This is a genomic window from Mucilaginibacter pankratovii (genome assembly GCF_014773265.1).
Lineage (GTDB): Bacteria > Bacteroidota > Bacteroidia > Sphingobacteriales > Sphingobacteriaceae > Mucilaginibacter > Mucilaginibacter pankratovii.
In genome coordinates this window covers 30,376-42,073 of the sequence record NZ_JACWMY010000004.1, presented here as the reverse complement: position 1 = coordinate 42,073, position 11,698 = coordinate 30,376, and the positions used below count along the sequence as shown (strand labels likewise).

At 44.9% G+C, this 11,698-nt stretch carries 11 protein-coding genes and 4 tRNA genes; 3 read left to right on the top strand and 12 right to left on the bottom strand.

From position 1 onward, the window contains the following. Window positions 1-60: 60 nt before the first annotated feature. The 9 genes from IDJ77_RS08600 to IDJ77_RS08560 form a co-directional block, all read right to left on the bottom strand. Window positions 61-132: transfer RNA gene (locus IDJ77_RS08600), tRNA-Thr, on the bottom strand. A gap of 97 nt (window positions 133-229) precedes the next feature. Further along, a tRNA-Gly gene (locus IDJ77_RS08595) sits at window positions 230-302 on the bottom strand. An 86-nt stretch (window positions 303-388) separates the two neighbouring features. Continuing rightward, a tRNA-Tyr gene (locus tag IDJ77_RS08590) sits at window positions 389-469 on the bottom strand. A 68-nt stretch (window positions 470-537) separates the two neighbouring features. Then, window positions 538-610: transfer RNA gene (locus IDJ77_RS08585), tRNA-Thr, on the bottom strand. Window positions 611-1,066: 456 nt separating this feature from the next. Then, window positions 1,067-1,414: a ribosome hibernation-promoting factor, HPF/YfiA family gene (gene hpf / locus IDJ77_RS08580; RefSeq protein ID WP_191188540.1), complete on the bottom strand. Its 348-nt coding sequence runs from the start codon at window positions 1,412-1,414 to the stop codon at window positions 1,067-1,069. 12 nt (window positions 1,415-1,426) lie between these two features. Beyond that, window positions 1,427-2,323, bottom strand: a complete 897-nt coding sequence (locus IDJ77_RS08575) for a tyrosine-type recombinase/integrase (protein WP_191188539.1) — start codon at window positions 2,321-2,323, stop codon at window positions 1,427-1,429. 90 nt (window positions 2,324-2,413) lie between these two features. Beyond that, window positions 2,414-2,605 carry a 30S ribosomal protein S21 gene (rpsU, locus tag IDJ77_RS08570; RefSeq protein WP_128531938.1) on the bottom strand — a complete coding sequence of 64 codons (192 nt, stop codon included), beginning with the start codon at window positions 2,603-2,605 and terminating at the stop codon, window positions 2,414-2,416. Between the two features lie 113 nt (window positions 2,606-2,718). Next, on the bottom strand, window positions 2,719-3,405 hold the full coding sequence (locus IDJ77_RS08565; protein WP_191188538.1) for a peptidase associated/transthyretin-like domain-containing protein: 687 nt from the start codon (window positions 3,403-3,405) through the stop codon (window positions 2,719-2,721). A 108-nt stretch (window positions 3,406-3,513) separates the two neighbouring features. Then, window positions 3,514-5,478, bottom strand: coding sequence for a M1 family metallopeptidase (locus IDJ77_RS08560; protein ID WP_191188537.1), 1,965 nt, complete (start codon window positions 5,476-5,478; stop codon window positions 3,514-3,516). 313 nt (window positions 5,479-5,791) lie between these two features. Here IDJ77_RS08560 and IDJ77_RS08555 point away from each other — a divergent pair, with 313 nt between their 5' ends. Beyond that, complete coding sequence (locus IDJ77_RS08555; RefSeq protein ID WP_191188536.1) at window positions 5,792-6,337, top strand: REP-associated tyrosine transposase; 546 nt, start codon at window positions 5,792-5,794, stop codon at window positions 6,335-6,337. A gap of 201 nt (window positions 6,338-6,538) precedes the next feature. Continuing rightward, window positions 6,539-7,972: a protein kinase domain-containing protein gene (locus tag IDJ77_RS08550; RefSeq protein ID WP_191188535.1), complete on the top strand. Its 1,434-nt coding sequence runs from the start codon at window positions 6,539-6,541 to the stop codon at window positions 7,970-7,972. Window positions 7,973-8,473: 501 nt separating this feature from the next. Here the strand turns inward: IDJ77_RS08550 and IDJ77_RS08545 are convergent. Together IDJ77_RS08545 and IDJ77_RS08540 are read right to left on the bottom strand one after the other, a co-directional pair. Then, entirely contained in the window at window positions 8,474-9,364 is an 891-nt protein-coding gene (locus IDJ77_RS08545) for a helix-turn-helix domain-containing protein (protein ID WP_191188534.1), read from the bottom strand. A gap of 265 nt (window positions 9,365-9,629) precedes the next feature. After that, window positions 9,630-10,448 carry an oxidoreductase gene (locus IDJ77_RS08540; protein ID WP_191188533.1) on the bottom strand — a complete coding sequence of 273 codons (819 nt, stop codon included), beginning with the start codon at window positions 10,446-10,448 and terminating at the stop codon, window positions 9,630-9,632. A gap of 141 nt (window positions 10,449-10,589) precedes the next feature. Here IDJ77_RS08540 and IDJ77_RS08535 point away from each other — a divergent pair, with 141 nt between their 5' ends. Then, window positions 10,590-10,976: a hypothetical protein gene (locus IDJ77_RS08535; RefSeq protein WP_191188532.1), complete on the top strand. Its 387-nt coding sequence runs from the start codon at window positions 10,590-10,592 to the stop codon at window positions 10,974-10,976. Between the two features lie 62 nt (window positions 10,977-11,038). On the opposite strand, the gene IDJ77_RS08530 is transcribed toward IDJ77_RS08535, so the two are convergent. Continuing rightward, complete coding sequence (locus tag IDJ77_RS08530; protein ID WP_191188531.1) at window positions 11,039-11,647, bottom strand: dihydrofolate reductase family protein; 609 nt, start codon at window positions 11,645-11,647, stop codon at window positions 11,039-11,041. Between the last annotated feature and the right edge of the window lie 51 nt (window positions 11,648-11,698).

Here is an 11,698-nt window from a genome sequence, read left to right as displayed (position 1 = left end):
TATTTGTTTGTAGGTTAATTTATACTTTAAAATGTATTATACTCTGTTATTAATATAATGAGCCAACAATGGGATTTGAACCCATGACCTCTTCCTTACCAAGGAAGTGCTCTACCCCTGAGCTACGTCGGCTTGTATTTTGTTCATTGGTTCACTCGTTTATTAGTTCATTGGTCTTTTTCGGCTGCCACTAATGAACAAATGAACTAACCTACTAATGAACCAACCGAGCGGAAGACGAGGTTCGAACTCGCGACCTATAGCTTGGAAGGCTATCGCTCTACCAACTGAGCTACTTCCGCAATTTTTAAATCAGTTAGCAGTTCCCGGTTAACAGTTGGCAGATATAAACTGCTTACTGCAAACTGGCAACTGCCAACTGAAAAAGTGGGGGGAGAAGGATTCGAACCTTCGTAGCCGAAGCAGCGGATTTACAGTCCGCCCCATTTGACCGCTCTGGTATCCCCCCAATTGTTGATTCCGGGAATTAATAATGTTCAAAGTTGAAGCTAAACACTACACTCCCGAAATAAACAGAGCCTCCTATCGGGATCGAACCAATGACCTACTGATTACAAGTCAGTCGCTCTACCAGCTGAGCTAAGGAGGCTTAATTGTTACCAATTATTAGTACTCACCTGTAGCTTTCCCAAAATCGGCGGCAAATTAATATTGCGCTATTTTTTTTATTTTAAAGAACCGTTCCCTTTAGTTCGATTGGCTGCGTTAAAAGCCTCTCTGAAAGGGATTGCAAATCTACAAAAATTTAGAGCCCCGCAAAATTATTTTTCAAAAAAAATATAGAGGCTTAAAACACACCGAATTAATTAATTTTTGGCTTTGTAAACAGTATGAATAACCATCAGCAAAGCAACGCAAAAAGCAGTCAGCGGTAGAAGATGCGAGGCAGACAATCAAAAAAACACCGTTTTTCAGCATCGTTTGTTATATCCTTTTAATTACTGTACTCATTTTGGGCCCAATGTGCTCGCCCTTTTAATGGGCAAAAAAAATCGGCAGGTTTTTCAACCTGCCGATCCCGGGAACTTAAAATTCCTGTATATGCTTAAAAATCGTCTTCGGCCGGCAACAGTACTGCTTTTTTGGCAGCCTCGGCAGCAATTGATTTCTTGGTTTTATACTTCTCTATCTGCAGGCGCAGGCTTTCTACTACGGCATCTGTGGCTTCTTCAAAAGTTTTACACTTTTCCTTAGCAAAGATCTGGCTGCCCGGTATCAGTAATTTTATCTCGGCTATCTTGTTTGCTTCGTCTTTTACATTCTCCAGTTTTAAATAAACCTCGCCACTAATAATGTGGTCGTAAAATGTCTCCAGCTTGTCAACCTTTTTTTGGATGAAATTCAGCAATTTCTGGTCTGCTGTAAAGTGAATTGATTGCACTGTAATTTTCATTTTTCCTCCTTTTTAACCCTTTGGATGGGCTTGTTTGTAAATAGACTTTAAACGTTCAACTGAATTATGTGTATAAATTTGGGTTGCGCTTAGGTTAGCGTGCCCCAAAAGTTCTTTAATGGCGTTCAGATCGGCACCGTTGTTTAATAATGTTGTAGCAAAGGTGTGCCTCAGCACGTGAGGGCTCTTTTTGTTTTGGGTTGATATGTTAGAAAGGTATTTCTGCACTATTAAATAAATAAGCTTCGGATATACGTTGTCGCCTTTAGTTGTAACGATAAACGTTAAGGAATTGTTATGAAAATTTTCAATTCCTTTTGCCGCTATGTAGGCCTTCAGCAGGGTTACCAACTCGGTATTGAGGGGTATTATCCTCTGTTTGTTGCGTTTACCTAAAACTTTTATAGTGTTTTCGTAAAAATTTATATCTGCTTCTTTTACGCCTACAATCTCTGCCAGGCGCATGCCGGTTCCAAAAAGGAGCTCGATAACGGTTTTATCGCGGACGCCTTCAAAATCGCTGCCAAAAGTAAGGCCGCTATAATCATCCAGCATATTGGTGAGTTTGGCTCCATCAACTACGCTGGGCAAGTTCTTTGGGGCTTTAAGCGCGGTAAGGCGCGATGTTGGGTTTACCTTGATATCCCCTTCCTGCAGTAAAAATTTAAAGTACTTGCGCAGAGTGGCCAGCTTGCGGTTTACGCTGCGCGGGGCAAGTGTTTCATCGGCAACCATCCAGTTACGGATATCGTGATGGGTAATTTCTGAAGGGTGATTTACGGAGGGTTCTTCGCCCGGAGGGTTCAGAAAACGCATGAATTGCTCCAGATCCGACTGGTAGGCGGATACAGTATGCGGCGAGTACCGCTTTTCGTATTGTATATACTGTATGAACTTGCCTAAAAACATAAAAACTATTTATACACCCAAGAATTTGAATGTACAAATAGTTTTTTTATGTTGACAAGAAAATGTTTAAAATTCTTTCCGTAGAAAAAATTAAACAGTTTCTATATTCATATTCTGCTTGTAGATGGCATGCTTAATTTCGTGCCTGCGGGTAATAGATTTCTTTTCGAATGCCTGACGGCTACGAAGTTCTCTTAATACACCAGTTTTCTCGAATTTCTTTTTGAAGCGTTTTAATGCTTTATCTAATGATTCGCCGTCTTTTACGTTGATAATGATCATAATCCCAAATACCTCCTTTCAGGGACGTCAAAGGTAGCAAATTGTTTTAAAATCTGAAATACAATATTTTAAATTATTTTATCACTGATAGCATGCCCCCTAATAACGTTTTTTTACGGAGTAGTAAGCGGCTGAAGCGACCGTTTTTCGGGGGGCAGCGCCTGGAATTTCTTGTAGCTATCATTCACATACGCCACTAACGATTCTGCATTGTTGCTCCGCAGAAAAGCGTAGGTTGGGCGGTACAAGGTGATAAAGTTTTCCAGATCCTGGCCTTTTAACGGCACTAAACTGCCCACATAAGCTTTACTGAACACTTCATCCACATGCCGCTCCTGGGCTTCGCGCTGAAAGAATTTTTTTAGGCGGCGGGCATCCTTCCCCTCCTTGCTAAACCAGGTTGATGGCGAAAAGGCGTACACCTTACTTTTTTCGTAAACATCAGGGTATTCTTTCCTTGGGTCGAACGCCAGGCGGGTAGAGCGCACATTCACCTGGTTCAAGGCAATAAATTGCGGACTCAGCATTATCTTTTTAGGTCGCAGGTCTATCACGTACAGCGTATCCGGATTATAACCGGGCGACGTAAAGATGAGGATATGCCCGGTGGCCGCTTTGATACTGAAATCGCCGTTTTTATCGGTCAGCGTTATCTGCTTGTTGTTATTATCGCGGATAAATACATTATCAACTTTGGTGTTGGTACCGTTCTCATAAACCGTTCCCTTTAAAACGTCCTGGGCCTTGGCAAGGCCGGTAGCAAGCAATATAACGGTGATAACGGAAAATATTTTTCTCATGGCGGCGGGGTTTATAGGTATTTAACTTGCTTATGGCTGCAAAGGTTTGCATTTTTAATACTTAAGCCAACAAAAAACCCGGCAGTTAACCGGGTTTATGTAGTTTAATTACTTTTTCCAGACATTGTTATCCGGGTTGTAGTCCGGCATTACTTTATCAGGGTCGTAGGTTACAGATTCTATTTCTTCGGTAGAAGCATATTTCACTACAAAACTGTTGTTACGTTCCCATATTTCTACAGGTAGTTTTATACGCTCCACTTTACCGCTTTTGAATTTTATTTCCAGCGGGGTTGGCATCGCCATTTTTTCCATATTGGTTAGGGTGATGTAAGCACCTTTAGCCGGGTCGTTGCTGACGTATTTTACATCGGTTACGGCAACATCCAAACGCCAGTTGTTTACAAACCAACCTCTCCAGAACCACTGCAGGCTTTCGCCCGCTGCATTTTCCATCGTGCGGAAGAAATCATCAGGTGTTGGGTGTTTAAAGGCCCAGCGCGCCACGTAGGTGCGGAAAGCGAAATCGAAACGCTCGGGACCCAGGATCTGCTCGCGCAGCATGGTTAAGCCCATACCCGGTTTAAAGTATAGCAGGATGCCGTTGTTGGCTTCTTTCAAATTCTCCGGGTTGCTTAATACCGGCTCCATTGTAGGGTTAGTCACCGTTAAGCTTACACGCTGCATATCGGTTTTGCGCGGTGCGTATTCGCCTTTATTAAAATCTGCCGACGACAAGGTATTAATGAAAGTATTGAAACCTTCATCCATCCAGCCGTACAGGCGCTCGTTAGAGCCAACGATCATAGGGAACCAGGTGTGGCCGAACTCGTGATCGTTAACGCCCCAAAGCTGACCTTTTTTAGCACGGTAACCGCAGAATACGATACCGGGATACTCCATACCGCCTACATTACCGGCAACAGCCGTAGCGGCAGGATAAGGGTACTCGAACCATTTTTGCGAGTTATACTCAACAGATTTTTTTACATACTCGGTAGAGCGTCCCCAGGCATCATTACCATTGCTTTCTACCGGGTAGGCAGATATGGCGAGTGATTTTTTACCGCTTGGCAGGTTCATTTTGGATGCATCCACAATAAATGCTGCCGATGATGCCCATGATACATCACGCGCGTTTTTGATCTTGAATTTCCAGGTGAGTTCTTTTTTACCTGCCGGGCGCGATGCAGCATTGTTCACCTCATCCGCAGAGCGGATAATTACCGTGGTTTCGCTTTTTTCGGCTTCGGCCCAACGTTTTTGCTGCTCGGCGGTGTAAACCTCGGTTGGGTTTTGCAGCTCGCCCGATGCTACCACGATGTGGTTTGCCGGCGCGGTAATGCTCAGGTCGAAATCACCGTATTCCAGGTAGAACTCACTTGGGCCGGTGTATGGCAGGGCGTTCCAGCCCATTACATCATCGTACACATACATGCGCGGGTACCATTGGGCAATGGTATAGACCTTGCCGTTTTTGGTAGTCAGGATGCCGGTACGATCCGAACCGTACTCGGGCGCGATATACGAATACTCGATATTCAATTTCACCACACCGCCGTTTGGCTTTACCGATTCGGGCAAAAAGATCTGCATGCGGGTATCGTTGATGGCGTATTTTACATCAACACCGGCAACTTTTACCGACTTAATTTTATAACCGCCATCAGGCATCTGGCCGCGGCCGCCGTTACGGCTTCCGCTTGGGGGGATGATTGCTGTACCACGCGAATCTGCCTTGAACAGGTTCTGATCCAGCTGCATCCACAAAAAGCCAAGGCTTTGCGGGCTGTTGTTGGTATAGGTAAGTACCTCTGTACCGGTAATTTCGTTTGTTTGGTCGTTAAGGTGGGCGGCTAACTGGTAGTCGGCACGGTTTTGCCAGTATTTTGGACCGGGCTGGCCATCCGCCGCGCGGTATTCGCTGCCATTTTTGGTATAGAACAAAGGCGCAAAGGCATCGTGGTAATTGTAGTTAGATACCGGGGGGCTCGGCGGCGTTTGCTGTGCCTGCGCGGCGCTGCTAACTGCCATAATTGCCAGCGCGCAGCCGGCTATCAGGTTAATTCTCATAATAATAAAATCAGTATTTATAATATTATGCAAGTATAGTAATTATGAATTACCGATTAAATTTATTGCCTGGTTGTAATGAGGAAGTTACTGAATTGTTAAGGGGGTGGGTCCCATCCACCTACCGCCGCTGCCGCAAGCGTCCCCGGCTTGTGGCCCGCATGCAAATCCGGGATGCGCTTCATAGCATAATTTCGTATTTTAGAAGCTATGAGCCGTAATTACCCGTGCCATCCGCTGCCGCAAGCGTCCCCGGCTTATGGCCCATGCAAATCCACGATGCATTTAAAGTATAATTTGGTATTTTAGAACCATGAGCCGCAATTACAAATTCCATAATCCCGAAGGACTTTACTTCGTAAGTTTTGCTACCGTGTTTTGGATAGATGTATTTGTAAGGCGTATTTATTTTGATTTCATTGTCGAAAATTTAAACCATTGCGTTGCTACCAAAGGCATGGAAATTTATGCATGGTGCATTATGCCCAGCCATATGCATTTGGTTTTTAAATCGAACATTAAAAAGCCGGATGAACTGATAGCGGACTTCAAATCTTATACATCAAAAAAGATTATTCCACTGATTAACGGAAATCTTGAGGAAAGCCGGCGGGAATGGATGCTGAATGCTTTTAAAAAAGCAGGTGCGGCTAACGCCAACAATACGAATTACCAATTTTGGCAGCAGCATAATCACCCCATAGAATTATGGAGCCCTGCTGTGATTCAGCAAAAAATGGATTATACCCACAACAACCCGGTGGAAGCCGGATTTGTAGAAATGGACTATGAATATTTATATAGCAGCGCGAGGGACTATTGCGGGGTAAAAGGGTTGGTTAATGTTATAGTTGATTAGCCTTGTTGTTACTTTGCACTTGGGTACCTTGCACTTGGTTACCTTGCATGCAGGCCACAAGCCGGGGACGCTTGCGGCAGCGGCGGTCATAGTTGATTAGCCTTGCGGTTTACTTGCACGCGGTTACATGCGAGCCACAAGCCGGGGACGCTTGCGGCAGCGGGGACATGAAAGTCAGATATACTTTAAATAAAAATTTAAATGAGCGAAGACAATAAAATCACTGCCATCGTAAGACAAAAATGGCCCGACGCTGAATATATAGGATTTGGTGGCAATAGCTACGTTTACAAGGTTACAATGGATAAAGATGAAATTGCGATAAAGTTCTTTCGTTATTGGGGCAACAATAGCAGGTATCAAAGGTTTTCAAATGAAATGAACACCATTCAAAAGTTCAACAAAACTGATGGAATAGTCCCTGTATTGTTTGTTAGTAACGAGCATCCCAAACAAGTATTACAAAGGCAACAATTAAATAACATTTCAGACCTAGCGTACTACGGTATGCCTTTATTTCCGGGTAATCTATCTACAAAAATTGAGGAAATAGCGACCGATGATGCTACCTTAGCTGTTAAAACCTGTTTAGAAATTGCTTTAATAGTAAAGCGATTACACGATGAACATCACGCTCATCGTGATTTAAAACCGGAAAATACGCTCATAGATAAAGACGGAAAACTATATATTTCTGATTTTGGATTGTGTATAGACCTAAGTTTACTGCCCGATCCTGACCATCGACTTAGTACTGAGGGAGAAATGATTGGCTCTATAAGTTATCGAGCATCAGAGCTTTTGAGAGGGCGGCTGGATGCATCTGACCACAAGCCAAGCGATGTTTATGCTCTCGGACGGATATTATGGGCGTTAGTAGTGGGTAAGGAACCGCACGGATATACAGATTTAGAATTTAAGAATTATTTTATTGGAAATTGTGGTAGGCCAATCAAAAAAGCCCAATTATTGGATGACATCATAAAAGCAGCTACTGGTGTTGATCCCGTTTTTAGGTTAAAAATAGATGATTTCATTCAGTTTCTTGAACAATGGTTAAATAATGATATGCAGTATGACTCTAAAAGTATTGTTTCTTCGATTTTAAATTCAGAAGAAGGAATAAAAAGATTGCGGGCTAGTATGACCACAGCCGAAATATATGACTTTCATAATAATACGATGGAGTTCATTAAATCAGAGTGGGCTTCGAAGATGTCTGTTTGGCAAAGTGTGATTGATGTTTTGCGCACAAGAAATATTGGGAATATTTTAAGTATTGATCGTCGCGACAGTTTTATCTCTGATGTTACCCCGGAAATTTTAGGGTTCAAAGTCAATATGGACCGCCCTAATTTCATGGGCCTTGGTGCTCGATTAGGATTAGGACTTCCCGGATATCCATTTTTTGATTTGGGGTTCTACTACTTTTTAGATTTAGACAAGTATGAAAATCAATATTATTTTGTAGTCCCAGCCGTAACATACCCCGGCGAAACCAATGCAAAATTAGCAATGGGTGTTGTTGGACGAGAATTTGACTATAGATCACAAGATATTAGGCAACTTATGCTTACTGATTTATTTAATGCTTTTGATGCACTGGATAAGATATTTATGCAATATATAAAGTAACCCGCTGCCGCAAGCGTCCCCGGCTTGTGGCCCGCATGCAAAGTAGCCAGCTCTGCTACGGTGCATTTAGAAGCAGAATTCCGTATTTAGAAACTCTAAGCCGGTAAGCGTCCACGCTTACCAGAACTGATAACCAATGTTGATTGAATTTCAAAAGAATAAACTAACCGTGGACGCTTACAAATCATCTACCGCCAGGCGTTGACATCTGACCGGGCGGAGAGCTCGCGGGCAACATTAACCAATAAGAAAAAATACACCTAAATTTATGTAAACCCTGTTATATTTTAACATATTGATTATCAAATACTTAATTTTATTAAATTGAAATTGTGTAAACTTTTGTAAACCCTTTCGATTCATACAGGCGTACTGTTTTTAATCTAAGAGAAATTTCGGTTTAAGGCAGCAGCATGTTGATATTGCATGGTGGCGAAACCCCTCCCCGCCTTTACGCGCATCCCCGGCACACCCCCCCCGTGGGGAGGGAGTTGAGGATACCTAATTCAGCATCTGCTTTTTAAAGGTGTTGGGACTAATACCTGTCTCTTTTTTGAAGAGGCGGGAGAAGTAGGAAAGGTTCTCGAAACCCAGTTCGTAGGCTATTTCGGATACGGAGAGGTCCTCGCCCAGCAGGCGGTTCTTGGCTTCGGAGATGAGGTAGATGTGGATATGCTCCAGCGCGGTTTTACCGCTTTCCTGCTTCAGTACGTCGGTAAGGTAGCCGGGAGAGATGTTGAGCCTGTCGGCCATATCGTGTACAGAGGGCAGCCCTTTTTGCGCAAGCAGGCCGGCGCTCACGTATTTGCTGATCTCCTGGTTGAAGCGGGTAACGGTTTTGCCCGAGATCTCCGCGCGGTTGATGAACTGCCTTTTGTAGAACCGCTGGGCGTACTTCAGCATGGTATCTATATTGGCGAGGATTATTTCGCGGCTGTACTCGTCCTGGTTGTTGTTGTATTCGCCTTCTATAATCGAGAATAGTTCCCACACGGTTTTTTCTTCGCGGGGCGAGAGGTGCAGCGCCTCGTTTATCTCGTAGTCGAAGTAGTGGTATTTTCGAATATCGGCATGCAGGGGGTGCCCGTTGAGGTAGTCCTCGTGCAGAAAGATCATAAAGCCATCTTCCTCAAACTCCAGGTTCTTCATCTCAATAACCTGGCGGGGTTTAAAGAACATCATGGAGCCGGCCTCATGATCGTACCGGGTGCGGCCGTACAACACCACGCCTGATTTGATCTTCTTGAACCCGATCATATAAAAATCGCTGGTGAACTCGCGGTCGCCTATGCCGCAGGCGTGGGTGCACCTGTAAATGCTCAGCAGCGGGCTTTCCGGCGGCGGGAAACCATTCTCGCGGTGCAGTTCGGTGAGGTTTTTATAGTGCTTCATGGGGTGGGTGAATTAAACAAGCCACAAGTTACATACAGCATAGGCAGATTGTAACTTGCGGCTATTAAAATGATGTATTAGTGACTTTGCGCGTCGCGAGTTGACTCACCCCCCGCCCCCTCTCTCGTTCCGAAAGAGGGGGAGACATGGTTGTTATTTTTCCTTCTTTCTTTTCTAACCCTCTTTATCGCAGATAGAGAGGGTCGACGCACGAAGTGCCGTCGGGGTGAGTCAACTTGCCGAGCGATAAAAATCACTCTCAAAATTAGTGTCCGTGTGCTGCTACGGCAACATCTTTCCAGGCATCAAAATCGGCCTGGCGGGCGGCGTAAACACCGGCCACCATTGGGTAAGCCACCTTGCCCAGCAGGAAGTGCAATGGCGGGTTCGGGCTGTCTATCAGGGCCAGTACGGCATCCGGGGTAGTTTCGGGGTTACCCCAGGCATCCGGCGTGTTGCCTTCGGCAAAGGCCTGTCTTACGGGAGCGTAAACTTCAATGGCTTCGGTTTGGGCAGCGGAAGCGCCCGACCAATCGGTAGAGAAACCATTTGGTTCAATTAAGCTTACGTTGATGCCAAAGCCTTTTACTTCTGTTGCCAGGGTTTCGCTTAAACCATTCACTGCGAATTTTGATGCATTGTACAAGCCCAATACCGGTAAGGTCATTAAGCCTAATACACTGGATACCTGGATAATGTGCCCGCTTTTTTGCTCGCGCATTATCGGCACCACAGCCTGTGTTACCCAAAGCAACCCGAAAAAATTGGTTTCCATCTGCTGGCGGGCCTGCTCTTCGGTAGTTTCTTCTATGGCACCGAATAAGCCGTAACCGGCGTTATTGATCAGCACATCTATACGGCCGAAATGTTCCTTCACTTTATTTACGGCTGCAAAGCTGGCCGCCCTATCGGTAACGTCCAGTTGGATGGGGAGTACGGCGTCGCCAAATTCGGCTACAAGGTCGTTTAAGCTTTCGGTGTTGCGGGCAGTTGCTGCAACTTTATCGCCGCGTTTTAAAAGGGCCTTTGCCCAAAGTTTACCAAAGCCACGTGAGGCACCGGTAATTAAAATTATTTTTGACATGTTGTGTTTTGTTATTTGTTGATAACAAAGGTATGGCGGCTTAGCCGGCAGGATTTATACAAAACACGGGAGGTTTAGCACAGATGCAGGGAAGAGGAAAAATTGTAAATTAGAAGGGGACTAACAGCAACGCCCAAACCCATGAAAAAGACGATGCCCTACGATTTCCTGCTGGATTATTTGCCACGAAATGTGATCATCCTGCCCGCTATAGGGATGTTCAACGTCTACCTGGATAAAAAGATCGTATTGATCTTCCGGAAAACCGGGAAAAACCCGCAGCACAATGGTATTTGGATCTCCACAAAACGGGAGTTCCATGCCAGCCTTAAAGCGGAGATACCGGCCATAACCGACTTTGTGTTTAATGAAGGGGAGGTATATGATTCTGCCTGGCTGCTGCTCAGCGATACGCATGATGATTTTGAAAGCGCCGCAGAGTTGGTATGCGAACTTGTATCGAAAAGGGACGCGAGGATTGGCAAGGTAACACCAAAGAGCGCATCCATATCAGAACGAAATTTGTGAGTTTCGCGCTTGTTGGCATTGTCACCAACGGCGGCAACACCAAGCAAAAGCGACAATATCCCTTATTCCCCAATAGTACCTGTCTTAACTTCTCCGGCGCGTTTGTAATTAATAAAGATCACCCCGCTGGGCGTAACCAAACTTTCGGTTAACGTAAATGCTGCCGGGATAGGGTCGTTGCCGAATAGCTTTTTCCCTTCGCCAAGCGTTACGGGGTAAATTTTGAGCCAGAGCTCGTCTACCAGGTCGTGCTTCAACAGCAGTTGAACCAGTTCGCTGCTGCCCCAAACTTTGAGGTCGGCACCATCGGAATTTTTGAGGTTTTGGATCTCGGCTATATTTTGCAGAACTATGGAGTTGTTCCAGCCGGTAACTATCGGGTCCGTATCTTTTAGGGTGTTGGATAATACGTATTTGGTTACGTCATTAATACCCGGCCAATAGCTGGCATGCTTGGGCCAGTAGGTAGCAAAAATATCAAAGGTTTTTCTGCCGAGGAGCAGGTCCGAAGGTTTCATCTGTTCTTGCATGGCCTTACCGGACGCTTCATCTGAGTAAGGAGCAGACCATCCGCCATATTTAAAGCCGCCCGATGTATCTTCTTCGGGGCCACCGGGTGCCTGCATTACGCCATCTAACGTCAAAAATGTGGTCACAATTATTTTTCTCATCCCCGTATCGTCAGTGTTTATCGTGCTGACCCCGCACTTTTATGTTTTTGA

Bases quoted from the DNA above. Each gene is read 5' to 3' on its own strand.
- hpf (WP_191188540.1), bottom strand. From the start codon at position 1,414: ATGAAAATTACAGTGCAATCAATTCACTTTACAGCAGACCAGAAATTG.
- IDJ77_RS08575 (WP_191188539.1), bottom strand. From the start codon at position 2,323: ATGTTTTTAGGCAAGTTCATACAGTATATACAATACGAAAAGCGGTAC.
- rpsU (WP_128531938.1), bottom strand. From the start codon at position 2,605: ATGATCATTATCAACGTAAAAGACGGCGAATCATTAGATAAAGCATTA.
- IDJ77_RS08565 (WP_191188538.1), bottom strand. From the start codon at position 3,405: ATGAGAAAAATATTTTCCGTTATCACCGTTATATTGCTTGCTACCGGC.
- IDJ77_RS08560 (WP_191188537.1), bottom strand. From the start codon at position 5,478: ATGAGAATTAACCTGATAGCCGGCTGCGCGCTGGCAATTATGGCAGTT.
- IDJ77_RS08555 (WP_191188536.1), top strand. From the start codon at position 5,792: ATGAGCCGCAATTACAAATTCCATAATCCCGAAGGACTTTACTTCGTA.
- IDJ77_RS08550 (WP_191188535.1), top strand. From the start codon at position 6,539: ATGAGCGAAGACAATAAAATCACTGCCATCGTAAGACAAAAATGGCCC.
- IDJ77_RS08545 (WP_191188534.1), bottom strand. From the start codon at position 9,364: ATGAAGCACTATAAAAACCTCACCGAACTGCACCGCGAGAATGGTTTC.
- IDJ77_RS08540 (WP_191188533.1), bottom strand. From the start codon at position 10,448: ATGTCAAAAATAATTTTAATTACCGGTGCCTCACGTGGCTTTGGTAAA.
- IDJ77_RS08535 (WP_191188532.1), top strand. From the start codon at position 10,590: ATGAAAAAGACGATGCCCTACGATTTCCTGCTGGATTATTTGCCACGA.
- IDJ77_RS08530 (WP_191188531.1), bottom strand. From the start codon at position 11,647: ATGAGAAAAATAATTGTGACCACATTTTTGACGTTAGATGGCGTAATG.